The organism is Flavobacterium sp. WC2421, from assembly GCF_040822115.1.
Lineage (GTDB): Bacteria > Bacteroidota > Bacteroidia > Flavobacteriales > Flavobacteriaceae > Flavobacterium.
In genome coordinates this window covers 1,382,091-1,406,401 of the sequence record NZ_CP162004.1, presented here as the reverse complement: position 1 = coordinate 1,406,401, position 24,311 = coordinate 1,382,091, and the positions used below count along the sequence as shown (strand labels likewise).

Annotated in this window: 19 protein-coding genes and 2 riboswitches; of the genes, 1 reads left to right on the top strand and 18 read right to left on the bottom strand. The window is 34.7% G+C overall.

Translation table 11 applies throughout. The features are described from left to right. Positions 1 to 31 precede the first annotated feature (31 nt). The 13 genes from AB3G33_RS05935 to AB3G33_RS05875 all read right to left on the bottom strand — a co-directional run bounded on the left by AB3G33_RS05935 (position 32) and on the right by AB3G33_RS05875 (position 16,806). Positions 32 to 883 (bottom strand): alpha/beta hydrolase, encoded by an 852-nt coding sequence (locus AB3G33_RS05935; RefSeq protein ID WP_367773353.1) that lies wholly within the window; start codon positions 881 to 883, stop codon positions 32 to 34. A gap of 307 nt (positions 884 to 1,190) precedes the next feature. After that, positions 1,191 to 1,829: a hypothetical protein gene (locus AB3G33_RS05930; protein WP_367773351.1), complete on the bottom strand. Its 639-nt coding sequence runs from the start codon at positions 1,827 to 1,829 to the stop codon at positions 1,191 to 1,193. Positions 1,830 to 1,921: 92 nt separating this feature from the next. Next, entirely contained in the window at positions 1,922 to 3,325 is a 1,404-nt protein-coding gene (locus AB3G33_RS05925; RefSeq protein ID WP_367773349.1) for an aspartate aminotransferase family protein, read from the bottom strand. Positions 3,326 to 3,415: 90 nt separating this feature from the next. After that, a complete protein-coding gene (gene metF, locus AB3G33_RS05920; protein ID WP_367773347.1) occupies positions 3,416 to 4,372 on the bottom strand; it encodes a methylenetetrahydrofolate reductase [NAD(P)H] in 957 nt (318 codons plus the stop codon). An 81-nt stretch (positions 4,373 to 4,453) separates the two neighbouring features. After that, positions 4,454 to 7,129 carry a methionine synthase gene (metH, locus tag AB3G33_RS05915; protein ID WP_367773345.1) on the bottom strand — a complete coding sequence of 892 codons (2,676 nt, stop codon included), beginning with the start codon at positions 7,127 to 7,129 and terminating at the stop codon, positions 4,454 to 4,456. A gap of 362 nt (positions 7,130 to 7,491) precedes the next feature. After that, entirely contained in the window at positions 7,492 to 8,493 is a 1,002-nt protein-coding gene (locus AB3G33_RS05910; protein ID WP_367773343.1) for a homocysteine S-methyltransferase family protein, read from the bottom strand. Positions 8,494 to 8,765: 272 nt separating this feature from the next. Next, positions 8,766 to 8,885, bottom strand: a riboswitch (SAM riboswitch). A 92-nt stretch (positions 8,886 to 8,977) separates the two neighbouring features. After that, a complete protein-coding gene (locus AB3G33_RS05905; RefSeq protein ID WP_367773341.1) occupies positions 8,978 to 10,030 on the bottom strand; it encodes an NAD(P)/FAD-dependent oxidoreductase in 1,053 nt (350 codons plus the stop codon). Positions 10,031 to 10,216: 186 nt separating this feature from the next. Next, a complete protein-coding gene (locus AB3G33_RS05900) occupies positions 10,217 to 10,798 on the bottom strand; it encodes a bifunctional precorrin-2 dehydrogenase/sirohydrochlorin ferrochelatase (RefSeq protein WP_367773339.1) in 582 nt (193 codons plus the stop codon). Beyond that, a complete protein-coding gene (gene cobA, locus AB3G33_RS05895) occupies positions 10,785 to 11,579 on the bottom strand; it encodes a uroporphyrinogen-III C-methyltransferase (protein WP_367773337.1) in 795 nt (264 codons plus the stop codon). Before cobA ends, AB3G33_RS05900 begins: the two co-directional genes overlap by 14 nt. Then, positions 11,572 to 13,662, bottom strand: a complete 2,091-nt coding sequence (locus AB3G33_RS05890; protein ID WP_367773335.1) for a nitrite reductase — start codon at positions 13,660 to 13,662, stop codon at positions 11,572 to 11,574. Before AB3G33_RS05890 ends, cobA begins: the two co-directional genes overlap by 8 nt. Before the next feature lie 69 nt (positions 13,663 to 13,731). Beyond that, positions 13,732 to 14,976: a sulfate adenylyltransferase subunit 1 gene (locus AB3G33_RS05885; RefSeq protein ID WP_367773333.1), complete on the bottom strand. Its 1,245-nt coding sequence runs from the start codon at positions 14,974 to 14,976 to the stop codon at positions 13,732 to 13,734. 113 nt (positions 14,977 to 15,089) lie between these two features. Beyond that, a complete protein-coding gene (gene cysD, locus AB3G33_RS05880) occupies positions 15,090 to 15,989 on the bottom strand; it encodes a sulfate adenylyltransferase subunit CysD (RefSeq protein ID WP_367756931.1) in 900 nt (299 codons plus the stop codon). A gap of 115 nt (positions 15,990 to 16,104) precedes the next feature. Then, positions 16,105 to 16,806 carry a phosphoadenylyl-sulfate reductase gene (locus AB3G33_RS05875; protein WP_367773331.1) on the bottom strand — a complete coding sequence of 234 codons (702 nt, stop codon included), beginning with the start codon at positions 16,804 to 16,806 and terminating at the stop codon, positions 16,105 to 16,107. Positions 16,807 to 17,011: 205 nt separating this feature from the next. Between AB3G33_RS05875 and AB3G33_RS05870 the strand changes: the two genes are divergently transcribed. After that, positions 17,012 to 17,794: a sulfite exporter TauE/SafE family protein gene (locus AB3G33_RS05870; RefSeq protein WP_367773329.1), complete on the top strand. Its 783-nt coding sequence runs from the start codon at positions 17,012 to 17,014 to the stop codon at positions 17,792 to 17,794. A 92-nt stretch (positions 17,795 to 17,886) separates the two neighbouring features. Here the strand turns inward: AB3G33_RS05870 and AB3G33_RS05865 are convergent, their stop codons facing one another. The 5 genes from AB3G33_RS05865 to AB3G33_RS05845 all read right to left on the bottom strand — a co-directional run bounded on the left by AB3G33_RS05865 (position 17,887) and on the right by AB3G33_RS05845 (position 24,223). Beyond that, positions 17,887 to 18,297 (bottom strand): Rrf2 family transcriptional regulator, encoded by a 411-nt coding sequence (locus AB3G33_RS05865; RefSeq protein ID WP_367756925.1) that lies wholly within the window; start codon positions 18,295 to 18,297, stop codon positions 17,887 to 17,889. Between the two features lie 173 nt (positions 18,298 to 18,470). Next, positions 18,471 to 19,643 (bottom strand): PLP-dependent aspartate aminotransferase family protein, encoded by a 1,173-nt coding sequence (locus tag AB3G33_RS05860; RefSeq protein ID WP_367773327.1) that lies wholly within the window; start codon positions 19,641 to 19,643, stop codon positions 18,471 to 18,473. 83 nt (positions 19,644 to 19,726) lie between these two features. Continuing rightward, positions 19,727 to 20,161: an OsmC family protein gene (locus tag AB3G33_RS05855; RefSeq protein ID WP_367773325.1), complete on the bottom strand. Its 435-nt coding sequence runs from the start codon at positions 20,159 to 20,161 to the stop codon at positions 19,727 to 19,729. Between the two features lie 104 nt (positions 20,162 to 20,265). Further along, a complete protein-coding gene (thrA, locus tag AB3G33_RS05850) occupies positions 20,266 to 23,652 on the bottom strand; it encodes a bifunctional aspartate kinase/homoserine dehydrogenase I (protein WP_367773323.1) in 3,387 nt (1,128 codons plus the stop codon). A gap of 80 nt (positions 23,653 to 23,732) precedes the next feature. Next, a riboswitch (SAM riboswitch) is annotated at positions 23,733 to 23,841 on the bottom strand. Between the two features lie 175 nt (positions 23,842 to 24,016). Beyond that, entirely contained in the window at positions 24,017 to 24,223 is a 207-nt protein-coding gene (locus AB3G33_RS05845) for a hypothetical protein (RefSeq protein WP_367773321.1), read from the bottom strand. Between the last annotated feature and the right edge of the window lie 88 nt (positions 24,224 to 24,311).

Below are 24,311 nucleotides of genomic sequence, written 5' to 3'. Positions count from 1 at the left end.
TATTGATTAATGGTCTTGCTGGAAAGAAACATCAATACTCCGCAAAATAATTATTTTCTTCAAACCAATCTGTTAATCTTTGTGGCCATGTTTTCAAAGCATTAGTCGTAGCCCTTTTTCCCATATTGAAAGCATGTGATCCTTTTGAATACAAATGCATTTCTACGGATACATTTGCTTGACGGTATTTATTAAGTAAGTCAACTATAGGAGAGGAGCAACACAGGTCATCATTTGCTGCCAATAAAAAAGCGATAGGCGCATCTGGTTTTATTTCTTTTGGTATAAACAAAGGGCCAGGATAAATTAATATTTGAAAATTAGGTTGTGCATCTTGTTTGTCAATCAAATCAGAGGAATTTTCAATACCATTATTTGAAGTGTATGCGACCAATGCTACTACTTCTCCTCCTGCCGAAAACCCCATGACACCAATACGATTTGAATCAATTTTGAAGTCATCAGCCTTACTTCTTATTAATCTCATGGCTCTTTCCACATCTTGCTTCACATGAATTTCTAGTTTGTACGGTGAATCTTTCTCTCTTGCTAAACGATATTTTAAAACAAAAGCAGTAACACCCAAACTATTTAAATACTCAGCAGCATCTTTCCCCTCTGAATTGAATACTAAATTTTCATGACCTCCTCCAGGACAAATAAGAACAGCCATTCCATTAGGTTTCTTAGGTAAATAAGCTGTTATAGATGGATTATGAATGTTTCTTACCCACCAGTCTTTAGCCTGTTCTGGTTCGTTTTTACGGTTTTCAAAACCAGGAGCTCCATTTTCCCAAAGAGGAATTGTCAAACCACTTTGTTGTGAAAATCCAACATTAAAAATAAATACAAAAAACAAAAGAAAATAAAGATTGAATCTCATCTATTAGACTTTTAAATTATTGATTTATAAATATAACTATAAAACTCTAAATTTTGTACTAATCAAATGATTGCTTTTATAATCATCATTAAACTAACCGCAATCCCATTTTCACACTTTTCTGATTATTGCAGTAAAAAATTACAAACAAGACTATTCAGTTTAAGTGCTATAAATAGAATAAAATCTAGAAGCTATTTTTAGAGAGATTACAAAATAAGTTAGCAAAAGGAATCAAGTTACCAGATAAAAAAAAGCTCGCTTAAAATTATTTTAAACGAGCTTTTTTAAAGATACTAAATATGATTTATGATTTTGGCAAAGGATCTCCAACCGCTACATCACAACGATGTCCCTCTTTTCCGTGTGCAGGATTTATACCTGGAGGTGTTTCCGTATCGGCGGTAGCAGTTGACAATAAAGTGGGCACTGGTTGCTGAACTGTATATTCTTGTGAAGATTGAGTTGAGTTTGTTGCTTTTGCGGTTGTTGAAGACGAATTTAACGGAGCACCAACAGCAATATCGCAACGATGATTTTTCTCTCCATGTGGTGGATTCATCCCTTTTGCAGTGACCGTTTTGGCTGGACTATTTTGTGTGGGCCCCATTGGAGTAGATTGTCCATTTGTAGGTTGTACCGCAATACTTTCATTTACTGACGAATTCAATGGTGCTCCAACAGCAATATCACAACGGTGATTGGGTTGTCCATGTGCTGGATTAATTCCTGCTGCAACTGAACTTGCTATTCCATTATTATTTTCATGAAACAAGTTATGATTTTGGGTCGCAACTGATGTTGACTGGCTTTGAAGCCCCGTATTTGTTTGTTGAGTGAAAGGCACAACTAACCTTGGGTCACCTTGTTCTTGCGCAACATCATTATTTTTACAAGAAATAATTAGTATCGCAACTGCAAGAAGGGAATAATTAAAATATCTCATACTAAAATCATTAAGAGCTGATAATCAAATATAAGAATTTAAAAACTCGTAAGCAAGCTCCAGAATAACTTCTCATTTGACCACTTTAATTCTTAAATTGACAACAGACTTTCCTTCATTTCGTTCATCACAATTTGGATATCATTTTCATTAGTTCTCCAATTTACAAAAGAAGCCCGAAGCCCTTTTCGGTTTTGATAAACTGTTGGTGTCATAAATACTTTTCCTTTTTCATTTAGATGTGTCAAAAATTGATTTACTTTTTCTTGGTTATGGTCTCCCGCCAAAGTAAAACAAACGTTATTCAAACGCGTTGGTGCTAATAATTCAAAGTTTTCGTTTTCACTAATAAAAGCATCAAACCGCAATGCCATCGCAACGCTATTTTCTATTATATCTTGATAGCCTTGTTTTCCATATGCCAATAATGAAAACCAAACTGGCAACGCTTTTAAACGTCTAGAGTTTTCGGGTAAAAAATTGAGGTAGTTAAAATTGTCCAGCGGATTCCCTAAATAGGGTGCATTAGAATTTTGAAAAGATTCAATTTGAAGATTTTTATGTTCTTCCTTTACCAAATAGAAAGCACTTTCATAAGGTACATTCAACCATTTATGACAATCAACTGTAATGCTATCCGCATTTTCCCAACCACTAACCAAATGACCGTATCTAGGCGAACAAGCAGCAAAACCTCCAAAAGCTGCGTCGATATGCCACCAGAAATTGTATTTACTTTTCAGTTTAGTAATAGCATTGAAATCATCAAAATCAGCTGTATTTACGGTTCCTGCACTAGATATTAAAATAAAAGGTTTCCCATTTAAGCTTTCAATATTTTTTTCTAAATCGGCAATATCAATCGCTTCACGATTTCCTTCAATTGTTTTTATCTTTGTGAAATTTTGACTACCCATTCCTAACATTGCCAAACATTTTACTGAAGAGGAATGTGGCGTTGCAGACAGAACATGAATGGGTTCCGAAATTCCGTTTTTAGCAAAATCTTTTCCTAATTGACTACCAAACCATTGTCTCGCTACTGCTAAACAAGTGAAATTAGACATAGTCGCGCCGGTTACAAATCCTCCAAGATAATTTTTCGGTAAATCTAATAACTGCAACAACAGATTAATTGTTTCTATTTCTATCAACGCAGAAACACCTCCTTGTGCATTAGTAGCTTGTGTATTTTGATCATAAATGGTAGCCAACCAATCCCCAACAATAGAAGCTGGAGTTGCTCCTCCGGTTACAAATCCCCAATACCTCGGGCCCGTTTGTGAAACCATCAATGGTGCTAACCGTTCATTAAATTCTTCCAAAGTTGACAAAGAACCTAACCCAACATCATTAAGATTTCGATCTGTTGTTATCTTATTTTTATTTGAAGTAGGTACGGTATCAATTGAGTTTAAAAAATCAATTCCTTGTTGCTTTACTTTTTCAAGAATATTTTTAACTTCATTTAAGTCTTGTTGGAGTATTGGGTTCATTTGCTTAGTTAATTTAAATTAAAAAAAAAGTCCCGACAGGTATATAAAACCTGTCAGGACTAGTAGAACGACATCGATTTTATTTTATAATTAAAAAACCTTAGAGGCTATTTGTCTAATATTTTCTGATTTTCCCATAGAATAATAATGCAATACAGGAACACCCGCCGCTTTTAATTCCAATGATTGTTGAATTGCCCATTCTATTCCCACTTGTTTAATCTCCGTATTATTTTTACACTGATCAATTGCATGAATTAAATCTTCGGGTAAATCGATACGGAAAATTTGAGGTAAAATTTGTAAATGTCTTTGCACTGCAATAGGTTTAATTCCTGGAATAATCGGCACTGTGATTCCCATTTCTCTTGCTTTAGCAACAAATTCAAAATATTTTGAATTGTCAAAAAACATTTGTGTTACCACATAATCAGCACCTGCATCAACCTTTTCTTTCAGTCTTTTTAAATCAGAAATTAAAGAGGGAGATTCCAAATGCTTCTCTGGATAACCCGCAACACCGATACAAAAATCAGCTTTGTTATCAACATGCATTACGTCATGTAAGTACTTCCCTTCATTCAATTGATGAATTTGAGATACTAAGTCAACAGCATAATTATTTCCACCAGCTTTTGGAACAAAAGACTGTTCGTCTTTCATTGCATCGCCACGTAATGCCATTACATTATTAATTCCTAAATAATGACAATCCACCAATAAATACTCGGTTTCCTCTTTGGTGAAACCACCACAAAGTACGTGTGGTACAGTATCAACTGTATATTTATGCTTAATCGAAGCACAAATACCCAAAGTTCCAGGACGCATTCTCGTTAGTTTTTTATCTAATAAACCATTGCCTTTATCCACATAAATATACTCTTCACGAGAAGTCGTTACATCTATAAATGGGGGCTTAAACTCCATTAACGGATCAATATTATCGTATAATTCTTGAATCCCTTTTCCTTTTTGAGGCGGAATGATTTCGAAAGAGAATAATGTTTCTCCTTTGGCATTTTCTATATGTTCAGTTACTTTCATTTTATTTTTTGTTTCAGGTTTAAAGTTTAATGTTTAAAGTTCTCTTGAGTAACTTGAAACATTAAACTTTAAACAAGTTTTTTAATCTGCGATATTAGGATTCAACCATTTCATTGCCATATCGGTAGAAATACTTCTACGTTTAGCATAATCAATAACTTGGTCTTCTTTTATTTTTCCAAGTCCGAAATACTTACTTTCTGGATTTCCAAAATAATATCCTGAAACGGAAGATGCTGGCCACATCGCCATACTCTCTGTTAAAGTCACTCCTATTTCTTTTTCTACATTTAGCAATTTCCAAATCGTAGGTTTTTCTAAATGGTCAGGACAAGCAGGATAACCTGGTGCAGGACGAATCCCTTTGTAATCTTCGGCAATCATCGCTTCGGTACTCATGTTCTCATCTGATGCGTATCCCCAAACTTCTTTACGTATTTTTTCGTGTAGGTATTCGGCAAAAGCTTCTGCAAAACGGTCTGCTAATGCTTTCACCATAATCGAATTATAATCGTCTAAATCTTTTTCAAATTCTGCAGCCCATTCATCAACACCAAAACCGGTAGTCACACAAAAAGCACCCATATAATCTACCTTCCCATTGTCTTTTGGAGCAATAAAATCAGCTAAAGCGATATTTGGTGCTCCTTTTGTTTTTTGAGATTGTTGGCGCAACGTCAAGAACGTTTGAAATGGTTTTCCGTTTTCGTCTGTCAATTCAATATCATCATCGTTGATTTGATTTGCAGGGAAAATTCCGTAGATTCCTTTAGCAGTCAATTTCTTTTTTTTCAAAATAATGGCTAACATTTCTTGTGCATCCGCAAAAACCGAAGTGGCTTGCTCACCCACAACATTGTCGGTCAAAATCGCTGGATATTTACCAAACAATTCCCATGTTCTAAAAAACGGCGTCCAGTCGATATATGGAACTAGAATTTCTAAATCAACTTCGATCACTTGCTCGCCTATTATATTTGGTTTCACAGGCGTAAAATTATCCCAATCCAATTGCAATTTATTTTTACGGGCTTGCTCAATAGTCAAGAAATTTTTGTCTCGTGAACGATTCAAAAACGTTTCTCTAAATGCATCGTACTCCGCTCGTATATCACTTGCGTATATTTTCTTTTCACTATTCAATAAATTTCCAGCCACCGTTACAGCTCTGGAAGCGTCATTGACGTGAATTACTGTTTCTCTATATTGAGGTGCAATTTTTACAGCAGTATGCGCTCGTGAAGTTGTTGCTCCCCCAATCATTACTGGTATTTTTATATTTCTTTTGTCTAATTCTTTAGCCAAATAAACCATTTCATCAAGTGAAGGCGTAATCAATCCGCTTAGTCCAATAATATCTACATTGTGTTCAATAGCCGCCGCGATAATTTTTTCGGGAGCCACCATTACACCAAGATCAATAATTTCATAGTTATTACAAGCAAGCACCACTGAAACAATATTTTTTCCAATATCATGTACGTCTCCTTTTACAGTTGCCATTAAAATACGGCCTGCAAAACTGGAAACACCATCTTTCTCTGCTTCAATAAAAGGCAATAGATAAGCCACTGCTTTTTTCATCACACGAGCTGATTTAACTACTTGTGGTAAAAACATTTTACCAGAACCAAATAAATCTCCTACCACATTCATTCCCGCCATCAAATTGATTTCGATAACTTCAATTGGTTTTGTAGCTGCTAATCGAGCTTCTTCAACATCTTCCTCTATAAATTGATCCACCCCTTTTACAAGTGAGTGTGTAATTCTTTCTTGAACAGTTCCTGAACGCCATTCTTGAACAGCCTTTTCATTACTTTTTACATCTCCTTTTACATTCTCGGCAAAATCCAATAAACGCTCTGTAGCATCATCACGTCTATTCAAAATTACATCTTCAACATGTTCTAATAAATCTTTTGGAATCTCATCATAAATTGAAAGCATTTCTGGATTTACAATACCCATCGTCATTCCGTTTTGAATGGCATGATACAAGAAAACGGAGTGCATCGCTTCACGAACAGTATCATTTCCTCTAAAAGAAAACGACACATTACTTACCCCTCCACTAATGTGTGCATGCGGTAAATTTTCGCGAACCCATTTAGTCCCTCTAAAGAAGTCCAACGCATTCAAGCGGTGTTCTTCCATTCCAGTTGCAACTGGAAATATATTTAAATCAAAAATAATATCCTGAGCCGGAAAACCCACTTTATTCACCAAAATATCATAGGAACGTTGGCAAATTTCAACTCGGCGTTCGTAATTATCCGCTTGCCCTGTTTCATCAAAAGCCATGATAATTGCTGCAGCACCATAGCGCTTAATTAGTTTTGCATGGTGAATAAATTGCTCTTCTCCTTCTTTCAAAGAAATAGAATTTACCACACTTTTTCCTTGTACTACTTTTAGACCTGCTTCGATAATATCCCATTTTGAGCTATCAATCATAATAGGCACACGAGAAATATCGGGTTCGGCAGCAATTAAATTTAGGAATTTTGTCATGGCATATTCACCATCCAGCATTCCTTCATCCATATTAATATCGATGATTTGCGCACCACCTTCTACTTGTTCCTTAGCAATACTTAGTGCTTCTTCGTATTTTTCTTCTTTGATTAATCGAAGGAATTTTCTAGAACCTGTTACATTGGTACGTTCTCCAATATTCACAAATACGCTATCAGGCGTAATGATTAAAGGCTCTAATCCCGATAATACAAGGTTTTTTCTAGTTTCTTGTGCCATTTTTTATTTTTATTTGTCCTGCAAGGTTTCTAAAACCATGTAGGTTTAACTTTTTAATTCTTCTTATTTTGGGCGTGACCACAAGGGTCGGGCTATTCGTTACAAGTCCTCGACTAATTCCGCTTTCGCTTCATTTGTCTGTGGGCTTTTCACTGCTATCCCTCACGCGGGCAATGCCCCTATCATTACGAGAAACGAATTCTCTCGTCCTACAATCCTGCAAGGTTTTTTTAACCTTGTAGGTTTATTTCTCGATTCACTTTCTCAATTTATTCCTACAAGGTTAAAAAAACCTTGCAGGAAAAGCTATTTACTTATAATGTAGCAGTTTTAGACGCGATAAATTGCGTCTCTATCCCCGTTTACATTGTTGCCGTCGAAACTCTTGGTTTATAATCCTTGGCGATATCAGCAATTAACTTGATGTGTTCTGGTGTTGTTCCGCAACAACCGCCTATAATGTTTACTAAATTATCGTCTAAGTAGGTTTTAATTTGCGCTTGCATCTCTTGTGGCGTTTCATCGTATTCTCCAAAGGCATTTGGTAATCCTGCATTAGGATGCGCTGATACATTGAAAGAAGTATTTTGTGATAAAGTCTGCAAGTATGGTTTCAACAAATCAGCTCCAAGGGCACAATTGAATCCTACACTCAATAATGGAATATGCGAAACCGAAACTAAGAAAGCTTCTACTGTTTGCCCAGAAAGTGTTCTTCCTGAAGCATCGGTAATCGTTCCTGAAACCATGATGGGAATATCGATATTGCGTTCGTCTTTTACTTCTTCGATCGCAAAAAGGGCTGCTTTGGCATTTAGTGTATCAAAAATAGTTTCAACGAGTAATAAATCACTTCCTCCGTCAATTAATGCTTCTACTTGTTGCTTGTACGCAATGCGCAAATCATCAAAAGTTACGGCTCTATATCCTGGATCGTTTACATCTGGTGACATACTTGCTGTTCTGTTTGTTGGTCCTATTGAACCCGCTACAAAACGAGGTTTGTCTGGATTTTTAGCTGTCCATTCATCGGCTACTTCACGTGCAATTTTTGCCGATTCATAGTTCAACTCATATACAATATCTTCCAGATGATAATCGGCCATACCGATAGTCGTTCCTGAGAAGGTATTGGTTTCAACAATATCAGCTCCAGCTTCAAAATAAGCAGCATGCACCGCTTTTATGGCTTGTGGTTGTGTGAGTGATAGTAAATCGTTGTTCCCTTTTAGAGAATGTGGGAAATCTTTGAAACGCTCTCCACGAAAATCTTCTTCGGAGAAATTGTAGCGCTGCAACATGGTTCCCATAGCTCCATCGAGGATGAGTATGTTTTTTTTAATGGCTTCTTGAATACTTGACATAACTTTTTATTTCTTGTAAACCACAATGATTTGTTGTGATTTATACTTTTGATTATTAATTACAAAAGTTCACTATTGTTTCTTTTTAGCCCTGATTGCAGTGAAAATCCTTTTTATCCTGAATTTAGTTCAGGATCCTGAACTAAATTCAGGATAAAAGATTGAAACGGAAAGCAGGAAGGATGATGGTAAAAAAGCACCAATCATTCGCTCTAAAAAAATATCGATATGTTGTCAAGAAAAGGTTTGAGAAATACTGTAAAAGTATTCTTGTGTTATCTATCTTGGATGCTGAAACAAGTTCAGCATAAAGTAGAATGTAGCACCTTCTTTAAAGATAAAGGGTTGCTAAGGTTTCATCGGGTCTTTCCCTCCGCCTTTCGTGATAACTTTCAATAAATATAGGAACGGTGCAAAGTAAAGACATAGCGCTAATACTTGCAAGTATTAGCGCTATATTTTTTAACTTGAATGTGATAAATTGTTATACTATAGCTTTTACCACTGCTTTTGGCGCCTCTTTACGAGTTCCGTCAAAACCGTCAACACCAGAAACTGTAGTATATTTCAACACATATCGTTTCCCTGGATTGATAATTTGGTACGCTGCCTGGCACATTAATGTTGCTTCATGGAAACCACAAAGAATTAATTTTAATTTACCTGGATAGGTATTCACATCTCCAATGGCAAAAATACCCGGAATATTAGTTTGATAATCTAAAGCATTGTTTACTTTGATTGCATTTTTTTCAATTTCTAATCCCCAATGTCCTATAGGACCTAATTTTGGTGTAAGACCAAAAAGAGGAATAAAGAAATCTGTTTCAATTTTACGATGCGCTCCATTTTCATCAATGTCAATTGATTCAATATGTTCTGCTCCGTTTATTCCTACGACCTCAGCAGGGGTAATCATACGAATTTTTCCGGCATCTTTTAATTCTTGTACTTTTTCAACAGAATCTAATGCACCACGAAATTCGTTACGACGGTGAATCAATGTCACCTCTGAAGCTACATCTGTAAGGAAAATACTCCAGTCCAATGCTGAATCTCCTCCACCAGCAATTACTACTCTTTTGTTTCTAAACTCTTCAGGATCTTTTATAAAATATTTAATCCCTTTATTTTCATAGAAATCAATTCCATCAATAAGCGGCTTTCTAGGTTCGAAACTTCCTAAACCACCTGCAATTGCAATTACTTTTGCATGAAACTCAGTTCCTTCATTTGAAGTTACAATAAAACTTCCGTCTTCTTGTTTTTCAATTGTTTCAGCACGTTCACCAAGAGTAAACCCAGGTTCGAATTGCTTGATTTGCTCCATTAGATTATCTACTAAATCTCCTGCTAATACATCAGGAAATCCTGGAATATCATAAATAGGTTTTTTAGGATATAATTCTGATAATTGACCACCTGGTTGTGGTAAAGCATCTAATATATGGCATTTTAATTTTAATAATCCTGCTTCAAAAACGGCAAATAAACCAGTTGGACCGGCTCCTATTATAAGGATATCTGTTTCAATCATGTTCAATACTTTTATTCCTCCCCCCAGCCCCCTTCCCAAGGAGGGGGAGACTGGGTAGAGTTTCTTTTGTTATACTTGTTCTTACTTATTATTCTTTTCACAAAGGAACGAATGAATATCTCAAAAATAAATGATAAATATCATTAGGATTCTTTGTTCTTTAATGTTGACTGTATTATCTCGGTTCTATTCTTTATTCTTTAACGATTCTGTAATTTCATTCATCTTCTGAACTTTCTCTTCGAAATCTCCTTTTAAGGTTTTGCGATATTCGTTTAGATTTTCGACCATTTTATTGATGTCTTCTGGAATAACCTCTTCAAAAAATTCTCGTAATCTTTTGGCTGTTGTTGGTGATTTTCCATTGGTTGAAATAGCAATTTTCACATTTCCTTTGGTCACTATTCCTCCCAAATAATAATCACATAAATCAGGCGTATCGGCAATATTACAAATGAGATACCTTTCCCTAGACAAATTGTAAATCCTTCTATTCACTTCAAGATCATCCGTACAAGCAATAACAATATGCCGTTTTTTGAGCATTTTTTTCTTGAACTTCTTATCGGTCAATGTAACCGTTTCGTGCTTATCTGCCAATGTTACCAATTCAGGTAAAAATCGTGGTGCTACCACCTCAACATTAGCATTTGGACTTGATTTTAACAAAAAACTCAACTTCTCTAGTCCTACATTTCCTCCACCAACAATCAAGACACTAAGATTGTGTAGTTTTAAAAATACGGGATATAATTCATTCCTTTCCATAAACTAATAGTTTGTTATGATTGGATTTTAACTCTTTGTAAAACCCTTTCCTTTTCTTACTATCACCTACTACCGCACCTATTACAATAATGGCTGGAGAACTTAATTTTTGTTCAACAACAATTTTTTGAATCGTGCTTATTGTTCCAATTCCTATTTTTTCCTCTGGAGTCGTACCGTTTTGAATGATCGCTACAGGTGTTTCACCTTTGGATTCTTTTTGGAAAATAGCAACAATTTCTTCTAATTTGCTCATTCCCATCAGCACTACTACAGTAGCTGAAGATTGAGCTGCCAAGGCCACATCAGTTGATAATTGTCGAGCCGAAGTCGTTCCTGTTATTACCCAAAAACTCTCCGAAACTCCTCTTTTTGTCAACGAAATACCTTGATATGCTGGAACTGCGATAGCCGATGAAATTCCAGGAACAACAAATGTAGGAATTCCAAAGCTTTCTACATACTCTATTTCTTCACTTCCTCTGCCGAAAATGAAAGGATCTCCTCCTTTAAGACGAACGACATGACCATAAGTCAAGGCATTATCTACAATTAGTTGGTTGATTTGGTCTTGTGTGTAAGCGTGACATCCTTTCCTTTTTCCGACAAATATTTTTAAAGCCCTCTTTGGAGCATAACTTAATAATTCTTCATTAGCCAAAGCATCGTATAAAACCACATTAGCTTCAGCCAATGCTTTCGCACCTTTTATGGTCAACAAATCTGGATCTCCCGGACCTGCACCTACTAAAGTTACTATGGGTTTTATGGTATTATGCATTTGCTAAATCTTTGGCTCTGTATGTTTCAATATTTTCAAAAAAAGCAATTGCTTCTTGAATGTATTTTTGTGCAAACACTTCAGATGGTTCATTTTGATTGATTTGATACACCAAGTCTTTAAAACTAGAATCTAAAATAATTTTGTTTGTTTCAACAAAAACAGTATCAAACAAATTGATGATTCCTGCATGGTGATTTGTTTTTTGGTTTTCAGCCAATAACAATGCTTTTGCTCCATTTACAAATCCTGCATATGCCAAGTAAATCGCATCAGCCCATTTTTTGTCTTCAAAAGCTTCTTGAGCGAAAGTCAATTTATCTTTGGCTTCCAAGATTAAAGTAGCTACTAAGTCAATTACAACTCCAGCACATTCTCCTACTCCAACCGCTTTTACATAATTATCTGCATTTCCCCAGTCGATAAAATCTTCGTCTGTTAGATTGGTAACATCTGCTAATGGTTTAAGGAACTCATAAAAATATTTTTCCCCTTTTGCATCGTAATAATCTAAAAACGACAATCCGTTCGCATTTGCTTCGAAATCATTTAAGATATAACGCAATGCATCAGGTCCTCTACGACTTGGAATCTTAATTACTTTATCCGAAAAACGACCTTTTCCATCACCTAAAATCCCACCTCCAAGTAACACTTGCAACGCTGGCGCCACTAGTTTACCAGAGTTGATAGACATTCCTTGAAAACCAATTTGCGACATGTTGTGTTGCCCACAAGCATTCATACAACCACTAATTTTTATAGTAATTTCTCTGTTGTCTTTATATTGAGGGAATTCTAATTTCAACACTCTTTCTAATTCTTCGGCAATTCCTGTACTGCTTGCAATACCTAAATTACAAGTATCAGTCCCAGGACAAGCTGTAATATCACCAATAGTGTCATAGCCTAAAGCTACAAAATCTAATTTGGCTAATTCTTGGTAGAAGAACCCTAAGTTTTCTTCTTTTATATTTCGAAGAACAATGTTTTGTCTTAGTGAAAAACGCAGTTCATTAGCTCCGTAATTTTTAATTAAATTGGCTAAAATTCTCGCTTTATCCGTATAAAAATCTCCTAAAAGTACCTTGATTCCAATAGCTACATATCCCGATTGTTTTTGGGCAATAACGTTAGATTTTTTCCACGCTTCAAATGCAGCTGTATCTTCGATAGTAACTTTTGGCACTTCTAATAAAGTGGCTGGAATAGCACCATCAAAATCAGTGGTGTCAATTTCAACTGTTTGGTAAGACAATGCTTTTTTCTCTTCGTCTACCAATCTCAAAAATTCGTCACGCCCCAAATCTTTGATTAAGAATTTCATACGTGCTTTTAAACGTTTGGCTCTTTCGCCATAACGATCAAAAACTCTTAAAACCCCTTCTGTTGTTGGGATAATTTGGTTTACAGGAATAAATTCTGATAATAGCTCCGCATGACTTGGTTGAGAACCTAGTCCTCCACCTAACATTACTTTGAATCCGCGCTCACCATTAACAATTTTTGGAATAAAACCCAAATCATGTAGGTAACTTAGTGCTGTATCTTTATCAGAAGACGAAAATGACATTTTGAATTTACGCCCCATCTCTTGACAAACAGGATTTCTCAAGAAAAACTGAAACATGGCGTGTGCATAAGGCGAAACATCAAACGGTTCGTCAACATCTACTCCCGCTAATTCACTAGCCGTAATATTTCTCACTGTATTACCACAAGCCTCACGAAGTGTAATATCGTCTATTGCCAATTGTGCCCAAAGTTCCGGAGTTCTATCTAAACTCACATAGTGAATTTGAATATCTTGACGGGTTGTAATATGCAAACGTCCAGTAGAATATTCATCTGAAACCTTTGTAATACGCTCCAACTGTTCGCTGCTCACTTTACCATAAGGTAATTTGATACGAATCATTTGCACCCCTTCTTGACGTTGACCGTAAACACCACGTGCTAAACGAAGACTGCGAAAACGTTCGTCATCAATTTTACCGTCTTTGAATAATGCAATTTTTCTTTCTAAATCGATTATTTCTTTTTGAACAATCGGATTCTCTATTTCGGTTCTAAAACTTTCCATCTGTGTTGGCTTATTAGCTAAGTACTGTAATTCTTAAATCTGGATTTTTTTATTGGCTAAAGCCAAAAACTAACGGATAAATCCAACTCCCGCAGTTGTATTTGTTGCTGCATCAATTAAGATAAAAGCACCATTTGATTTGTTATCATTGTAAGCATCAAAATATATTGCTTTGCTTAACTTGATGTTTACTTCTCCTATTTCGTTAATCGCTAATTGAGACGCTGCTGTGGTTCCTGAAAAATCAGTTGCAATTACGTTTTTCACGCTGTCAATTTTAGCTAGAACTCGGTTCGTATTGTGTTGTATAAAATATTTTGCTCCTGGAACTAGTTTTTTACTGTCCATCCAACAAACTGTTGTATTAATATCTTTTTCTACTTTAGGCAATTCAGATGATTTTACAATCATATCTCCTCTAGTTACATTGATATCGTTTTCTAATTCGATTGTAATTGAAGAACCAACTGAAGCTTCGTCAAATTGTTGATCAAAAAAGTGAATGTTTGTTACTTTAGATTCTGTTAAAGAAGGTAATACTGTTACGGCATCTCCTACTTTGATATTGTTACCATAAAGCTTACCAGCATACCCTCTAAAATCGTGGTACTCTTCGGTTTTTGGTCTGATAACGGTTTGCACAGGGAAACGTGCTTTTCCTTTTTCATAAACATCTGCAGGCTCTAAAGCCTCCAGGTGTTCTAGAATAGTTTGTCCTTCATACCAAGGCATTCCGCCTAATGATTCCACCACATTATCTCCTGTTAAAGCGCTCAACGGAATATAACTTACGTTTTGCTCTTTAAAAGTACTTTTAGCATTTAATGCTTGAAAGTCGGCTTTAATTTTATTGTATACTTCTTCCGAATAATCTACTAAGTCCATTTTATTAACAGCAACAATTACTTCTTTTACTCTCAATAAATTATTGATAAAAAAGTGACGGTAGGTTTGCTCAATCACTCCTTTACGAGCATCAATCAAAATGATTGAAACTTGTGAAGTTGAAGCTCCAGTAACCATGTTACGCGTGTATTCTACGTGACCTGGAGTATCTGCAATGATGTAACTTTTTTTAGCCGTAGAAAAATAAATATGCGCCACATCAATTGTAATTCCTTGTTCTCTCTCAGCAACTAAACCATCAGTAGCCAAAGAAAAATCTAAATAATCATATCCTTTTTGCTTGCTGCTTTTTTCTATTGCTTCTAATTTATCTGTAGTTAAGGATTGCGTATCATATAATAACCTCCCGATTAATGTACTCTTTCCGTCATCTACACTTCCTGCTGTTGCTATTTTTAAAACTTCCATCAGTTTCTATTATTTTAAATTATAAATTTTGAATTTTAAATGGTAATCGTTACTTGAATTTTAAAATGAGTGTCTTTTCATTCAACATTTAAAATTCAACATTTAAAATAATCCTAAAAGTATCCTTGTTGTTTTCTTTTCTCCATCGCTGCTTCTGAACGTTTATCATCAATTCTAGCTCCTCGTTCAGAAATAGTAGACAATCTGATTTCACCTACCACTTCAGAAATTGTCGCTGCATACGAATCAACTGCTGCAGTACAACTCATATCTCCAACTGTTCTAAAACGAACAATTCGCTCTTCAATTTCTTCGTTTTCTTCTTGATAAACAAAAGGAGAGTGTGACCAAATCATTCCGTCTCTCAAGAAAACTTTACGTTTGTGTGAAAAGTAAATCGATGGAATCTCGATTTGTTCTTGTTCGATATAACTCCATACATCCAATTCAGTCCAGTTTGAAATAGGAAAAACACGTACGTTTTGTCCATTTTCAATTTTACCATTCAATAAATCAAACAATTCAGGACGTTGGTTTTTTTCATCCCATTGACCAAAATCATCACGAACAGAAAAAATACGTTCTTTAGCTCTTGCTTTTTCTTCATCTCTACGCGCACCACCAATACAAGCATCAAACTTGAATTCGTCAATTGCATCAAGTAAAGTTGTTGTTTGCAGACTGTTTCTACTCGAATATTTACCAGTTTCTTCTACTACTTTTCCTTCATCGATAGCATCTTGCACATTACGAACGATTAATTCCAATCCTAATTCTTTAACCAATCGATCTCTAAATTCAATAGTTTCAGGAAAATTATGTCCTGTATCTACGTGCAATAGTGGAAAAGGAATTTTGGCGGGAAAGAATGCTTTTTGTGCTAATCTTACCAGTGTGATTGAATCTTTTCCTCCAGAAAAAAGCAATACCGGCTTATCAAATTGAGAAATAACTTCTCTGAAAATGTATATTGCTTCGCTTTCTAATGCGTTTGTTTTTAATATTGAACTCATACTTTTAGTTTAAAAGTTTCAGGTTTAAAGTTTCAGGTTGTTGCTCCCTCCAAATAAAACCAATCGACTATTTATAATTTTTTTTCTCTTTATTCTTTTTTCTATTCTCTTTAATTTACCCTTGGTGCAAACCACACTCTTTATGACTTGATTCCCACCACCATCTTCCGGCTCTTATGTCTTCTCCTTCTGCAATTGCTCTAGTACAAGGAGCACAACCTATGCTTACAAATCCTTTTTTATGTAAAGCATTTTGTGGTACATTATTATCGTCTATATATTTTTGAACTTCTTCTAAAGTCCATTTTAACAAAGGATTAAATTTTATAATATTGAAATTGGCGTCATATTCAAAAAATTGCAAATCATTTCTGTTTTCAGATTGTTCCGCTCTTAAACCAGTTATCCAAACTGAATTTCCTTTTAAAGCTTTAGTTAATGGCGCTACTTTTCGAATAAAACAACACTCTTTTCTATTTTCAACCGACTCGTAGAAGCTATTTGGTCCTTTTGCATTTAAAAGATTTTGAACATCTGACGCTTCAGGAAAATAAACTTCAATGTGTTTTTTATATTTCTTTAATGTTTTATGAAAAACATCGTAAGTTTCTTGAAACAAACGCCCAGTATCTAAAGTAAAGATATTAATAGCTACATCGCTATTTGCAATTAAAGCGGTTATAACTTGGTCTTCTTGCCCAAAAGAAGTTGAAAAAACCACCTTATCTTTATATTCATTAGCCAAAAAGCTAAAAGTTTCCTCAATCGAGAAGTCTTTTGTTTTTTCTATTAGCGTATGTACTATTGATGCACTCATTTCACTTTTTTTAATTAAAAAATCTATTACCCTATCGGTTTAGTAGATTACTATGCAAAAGTAGTACTTATTTCTAAATAACAAAATATTTTTTTCGTTTTTTGTGCTTAATTTTAATTTGGTACAAATATTTTTCTCATTAGTCTATCTTGCCTATAGGATAATTATAAAATAGTTGTTATTTTTGTCCAAAATATTTTTTTTTATGGATTTTCAAATAGGATTAGTAGTTGCAGGTTTAACCGTCGGTTTCATTGTTGGACTGACAGGTGTAGGAGGCGGTTCTTTGATGACGCCCATTTTATTATGGTTTGGTATCCCTCCAACAACAGCTGTAGGGACTGATTTATTATATGCTGCTTTTACTAAAATGGGTGGAGTTTATGTTCACCATAAGAAAAAAAATATCAATTGGACAATTACAGGTTGGCTTTCTCTAGGTAGTGTTCCCGCGGCATTACTAACTCTATGGATACTACATAGCATAAAAACAGACATTACAGCACTAAATGCAGTAATCAAATACAGCTTAGGTTGGGCATTACTATTAACCTCTGTAGCCGTTTTGTTTAAAAAGAAACTTTTAGTTTTTTCTCAAAAACATTCTGGTGACAAGTTTCACAGTGAAAGTAAAACTCAAAATGCACTAACCGTTGCCATTGGTGTATTGCTAGGGGCAACAGTAACGCTGACTTCAATAGGTGCTGGAGCACTAGGGACAGTCACTTTATTTTTTCTATACCCAATTTTAGCAACACCTAAATTGGTTGGTACCGAGATTGCGCACGCAGTCCCTTTAACGCTTGTAGCAGGTTTAGGACATGCAACAATGGGTAATTTAGATCTTGGATTATTAGGTCAATTGTTAATAGGTTCTCTTCCTGGAATTTATATAGGAAGTATGCTGAGTGGGAAAGTACCCGATTTATTCCTTAGAAATGCTATAGCAATAATGTTATTCTTCGTTGGATACAAACTAGTTTTTTAGATTAAGCGAGAGTTTAATAAAATAAAAGAGTAAAAAAAGACCATTTCATTGCTTGAACACAATTAAATGGTCTTTTTTTGATTGTATATTACTTAAAAAGCAATGTCAGCCAAGGAATTGTTTTCGAGTATCTTCAGTGTATTATCCCTCACTTCTGTCATTAATTTACGCACTGCACAAGCAGCTTCATCAGTACAGTCATCACATTTTTCATAAAAATTATGACTAGCACAAGGCAATAAAGCGATTGGCCCTTCGAGAATACGGTACACTTTAGCCATATTGATCTCTTTCGGATCTTTGATTAAATAATAACCGCCCCCTTTTCCTTTTTTGGCACCCAAAAAACCTGAATGACGCAAAAGCAACAAAATACTTTCTAAAAATTTTATCGAAATGTTTTCGCTTTTTGCAATATCAGCAATAGCAACAGGAGTTTGATCTTCTTGGCGGGCCAAAAAAGTCAAAGCTTTAATTCCGTATTTTGTTTTCTTTGAAAGCATGTTAAAGAGTTTTGATTCTTTAGTGAAGAATAGCGATTTTTGATTTAAATAATCAGTTAACACTTGAATAAAAACAAAAATATGTTATTTTTAATACAAATCACATAAAAAAAACGATTTTTGATTTACAGAAAATCTGAAATCAAAAATCGTTACTCTACATTCAATAATCGTTACGAAAGTGCTTGCTCTAAATCGGCAATAACATCGGCTACGGTTTCTAATCCTACTGAAACACGCACTAATCCATCAGTAATACTTACTGCTAATCTTTCCTCAACAGATAATTTGGTATGCGTTGTTGATGCCGGATGCGTCACGATTGTTCTTGTATCTCCTAAATTTGGCGAAAGCGAACATAGTTTTATTTTATCCAAAAACGCTCGTCCTGCTTCTAGTCCGCCTTTTATTTCAAAAGCCACAATGTTTCCACCCAACTTCATCTGTTTTTGAGCAATTTCATATTGTGGATGCGATTTTAAAAATGGATATTTTACTCTATTTATATTAGGATGCTGTTCTAAAAACTCTGCTACTTTCAATGCGTTTTCGCAATGTCTATCTAAACGAATCGCCAATGTTTCTAAACTTTTTGATAATACCCAAGCATTAAATGGTGATAACGAAGGACCGGTAAGTCGTGAAAATAAATAGATTTTTTGAATCAATTCCGCATCACCAACTGTTACTCCACCTAAAACTCTACCTTGTCCATCCATTAATTTAGTTGCAGAATGCACCACCAAATGCGCTCCCCATTTTATAGATTGCTGAATATATGGAGTTGCAAAACAGTTGTCAATAATCAAAATCAAATTGTGCTTTTTAGCAATAGCCCCTAACAGTTCCAAATCTATAATATCAACTGCGGGATTGGTTGGTGATTCAGCAAAAAGAATCTTTGTATTGGGTTTTATACAACTCTCAATTGTTTCAGGTTTATTGATATCAAAATACGTTGTTTCAATATTCCACTTTGGAAAATAATTTACAAACAAAGAATGTGTTGCTCCAAAAACACTACTAGAAGACACAATATGATCTCCTGATTGCAACAAAGCTGCAAAAGTAGAATAAACCGCTGCCATTCCAGATGCAAAAGCAAATCCAGCTTCAGCACCCTCCATTTTACAAACTTTGTTTATGAATTCGTTAGTATTAGGATTACTGTAACGGCTATAAATATTTCTATCTTTCTCTTCAGCAAAAGAAGCACGCATGTCTTCGGCATCTTCAAATACAAAACTTGATGTTAAGTACAAAGGAACTGAATGTTCTAAATATTGTGTTCTTTCTAATTGGTTACGTATGGCTTGTGTTTCAAAACCGTATTCTTGTTCGCTCATTATCTTTTGTTTAAAGTTTAAAGTTTAAAGTTGCTGGAAACTAGTATTACAACACTCCATCTATAAACGAATAATTTGTATTTTTAAATTTTAGCTAATTCGATATCATTCAATACCACTTTATAGTGAATTGTTGCTGTAGGTTCTAATGTTTTAGAAACGGAACAATATTTATCGAAAGATAATTGTGCTGCCTTGGCTGCTTTATCTTCTTTTATGTTTCCTTCTAAATAAAAAACCAAGTGAATATCTTTAAAAGGTTTTGCTTCTCCTACTTGCACGCGCTCTCCCTCAACCTCAGCTTTGAAAGAAGTAATTTCTTGTCTTTGTTTTTTTAGAATCGAAATCATATCGATGGCGCTACATCCTGCAACTCCCATTAATACTAATTCCATCGGACTTGGTCCTTCATCATCGCCACCAAATTCTGGACGGCTATCTACGTTTACAATATGCCCACGTTCGTTTTTTAATTCGAAATGGAAATTATCATTTACTCTATTTAATGTGATTTTCATAGTTATGCATTTATTTGAACGCGGATGAAACGGATTTGCAAACGCGGATTTTATTATTTTTTTAAATCTGAAATCAAAAATAGTTACTCTACAATCTTAAATCATTACCCTTTATCCGATAGTCTTAATATATCTCCAAAAACTCCTCTGGCAGTAACTGCTGAACCTGCTCCTGCTCCTTGTATCACGATTGGACGATCTCCATAGGATTCGGTGTAAATTTCGAAGAAAGAATCAGAACCTTTCAATCCTCCTAAAGCGGTATCCGAAGGTACGGAAACTAATTTTACTTCCAAAATCCCTTTGTCATGCTGCAAATCTCCTGATAATTCTCCAATGTATCTCAAGACATGATTTGGCTTTTGGTCTGTTTTTATTTTATCGTAAATAGGATCAAATTCTTTCAGTTTAGTCAAGAAATCAGCGGCACTTCCTTCACGTAAATGCTCCGGAATTAAATTCTGAATATCAATTTCTTCAAATTCATTTTGTAAGTCCAATTCTCTTGCCAAAATCAACAATTTCCTTCCTACGTCATTCCCACACAAATCCTCTCTTGGGTCTGGTTCAGTAAAACCATTATCAATTGCCTCTTTCAATATTTCGCTAAAAGGAACATCCTTAGCCGAGAAATTATTGAATAAATAACTTAATGTTCCTGAGAAAACTCCTTTGATTTTAGTTATATTCTCCCCTGAAAGATGCAATAATTTTATCGTGTCAATTAACGGTAAACCTGCACCAACATTGGTTTCATACAAATAATTCTTTTGATTATCAGCCAATACTTTTCTCAGTTCTTTATAAAAACCATAACTCAATGTGTTGGCCACTTTATTAGAAGAGATTAAATCAAAACTATTTTCGGCAAGCGGAATATAGTTCTCTACAAACGTTGCACTAGCTGTATTATCAACGGCAATCAAATTCTCTAGATGGTGCTCATTTGCGTAAGCAATTACATCATCAATCGTATATGAAGCACCGTTAGTTTGAATTTCATTTTTCCAGTTAGCCGAAACTCCATTTTTATTCAAAAGGACATTTCTAGAATTAGCAATAGCAAACACATTTAGCTTAACGTCTTTTCTTTTTTCGATGACTTTGGCCGATTCTAAAATTTGATTTATCAAAGTTCCCCCTACTAATCCATGACCAAAAATGGCAATATTGATTTTCTTGGCCACTCCAAAAATCTCTCCATGAATTACGTTCAATGCTTTGTTTAGTTCTGATTTTTTAACCACTAAACTGACATTCTTACCTGTAACAGTATTGTTGAATAAAATAGGAACAATTTTATTTTTTATCAAAGCCGTATAAGGCTTGTGAAACGTACTTAGATCCTGACCAATAATCGAAATCACCGATACATTATCAGTCACCGTGATTTTATTGACATCCTTAGAATAAAAATCATTTTCGAATTCTTTTTCTAATTCGATCATGGCTTTTGTCGCTTTATCAGCAGCAACCACAAGACCAATTCCTCTTTCAGAAGAACCTTGCGAAATAATACTTACACTAATATCATTATCACCCATCACTCTAAAAATACGCGCATCAACACCCGTTTTTCCTAGTAATCCTCTTCCTTCTAAATTTACCAAAGACACATTTTCTAAAACAGACAATGTTTTAATTCCTGCAGCATTAGAGTTAGAAGTAATTAACGTTCCTTTATTTTCATGATTAAACGTATTCAGAATTCGAAGTGGAATATTTTTTTCTAATAACGGAATAATTGTTTTCGCATGTAAAATGTTAGCGCCAAAATTAGCCATTTCATTCGCTTCGTTATACGACAACGATTCAATCTTCTTTGCGTCTAAAACCAATTCTGGATTAGCAGTATAAATCCCATCAACATGCGTGAAATTTTGTAATTCCTCGGCATTAATATAATTAGCAATTAATGAAGCAGTATAATTACTTCCGTTTCTACCCAAAGTGGTTGTTTCTTGTTTCCCATTAGAACCAATAAAACCAGTAAGTACTAGAACGAAATCTTTATTTTCTTTAAAAACTTGGATAATATTCTTTTTAGAAAGAGCGTCTAATGGTTGTGCATCACCAAAATTAGAGTCGGTTACAATCAACTCTCTTGTATCAGCCAGCTTTGCAGGAATGTTTTTTTGATTCAATAAAAACACAAGTAATTTTGCCGAAAGCACTTCACCTTGCGCTAAAACTTGGTCTTTGATTTTAGGGCTATAATCGCCAATTAAACTTACCCCTTCAAATAGTTTGTCTAGTTTATCAAATTCAGCCGAGAAATCTACTGCGTCAAAACCGTCTTTTTGATAGGTTTTAAAACTTTCTAGTAAAGGCTTATAGTTTCCGTTTTTGGCAGCGATGGTTAAAATATCATCAAGCTCATCTGTTGCTTTGCCACGTGCCGAAACTACAACAGCAATTTTTTCTTCTTGCTTTACTTTACTTTCAATAATATCCAAAACTGTATTGATTCCTTCGCCGTTAGCCAAAGATTTTCCACCAAATTTTACTATTTTCATCTGCTTTTTATTTTTAAAAACAACTTCTAATAAATTGTCTAATTGTTCGTATTCCATCAAGAAGGCATCGTGCCCGTGTTGTGAGTCAATCTCACTATAGAATACATTATTTTTAAATTTTTTAATTTCATTATAGGTTTCTCGATTTTCTTTTGCTGTAAAAAACAAATCCGAATTGATTCCTACAATGTATATATTGGCATCTACTTTTGAAATAATCGATTCTAAAGACTCATGATTCCGAGTAATATCAATCGTTTTCAACAATTGATTCATCATTTTATAAGCAGATAGTTGAAACCTTTTTTCTAGTTTTTCTCCGTGGTAATTCAACCAACTTTCTACTTGAAATGTTTCGAGTTGCACATTGATATCCCTATTAAATTTTTCTTTGAAAGATTCAGGTGTTCGGTAGCACAACATGGCGTGAATACGCGCGTCTTCAATTGGTTTTTTAGAATTATTAAGGATTTGCTCTTGCAAATAACAATTAGCAATCAACCAGTCTGTCGCTTTCCAATCAGTAGCAATAGGAATAAAGTTTTGTGCCAATTTAGGTTCCAAAGCTAAAATTTCCCAAGCAATTCCACCACCCACAGAACCGCCAATGAGAGCAAATAAACTATCAATTTTCAAAAACCGAAGTCCTTCGATGAAAATCCTAGCAATATCTCTGGCGATAAAATCTCTGTAATTCTCTATGGTAGCCGAATTGAATCCGTTACCTGGTACATCAAAAGAGACAATAGTATATTTTCTAGTATCAATTGTTTTATCGACACCCACGATATCATTCCACCAACCTGATTCACCAATAACTTGTGAATTTCCGGTCAAGGCATGGTTTATTAAAATAATGGGAGCTGTATGCAGCGGAGCACCAAAAACTTGATAACTTAAGTTGAGGCTAGCGTATAATGCACCATTATGGGTGGTGAAATTTTGTAAAGTAATATGTGTTGGTTTATTTTCCAATGTCAAATCTTTTATTGATTTTGATTTGTATTTGGAAATATTAGAAAGAAAAAACTAGGGAATTACTAGAGAATTTCTTGTTGTTATCTTTCCACTTTTGGGAGTGGTAGAATGCAGCACCTTCTTCGATTTCTCAAAGGGTTGCTAAGGCTTCATCGGGTCTAATCCCTCGTCCTTTCTTTATAACATTTCAATACGTTAGTGAACTTAATGATGCAAATTAACTACTAATTTTTTAAACAAACAAATTTTAAACATTCTGATTTTTAGCTAAAAATATATTTAACAAAAAAACGCAAGGCATCGCTGAATATAACTATTCAGAAATTACTCGCGTACAAAAGGGATGTTGAACAACTTCCAATTAAATGAAAAGTGTATCATTTTCTTTTGAATACATTAAAAGTTGTAATGAATTGACTGCTTTTTTAGATTTTTTTGAGTCTGGTATTTCCATTCCCAATCTTGGATTCACTAATTCATCAACAACTAGTCCGTTGTCCGTATTTTTTTTGCCTCTTAAATTCCTTAGAAACCCCAATGTTCTTGAAAATTTGTTAGTTGTACTCATGATAATTATATTTAAGTTAGTTTGTTTTCTCTTTATTATTTTAAAAAAATTTAGATACCAGAATAAAAAAAATCCTTTTGGACAAAAT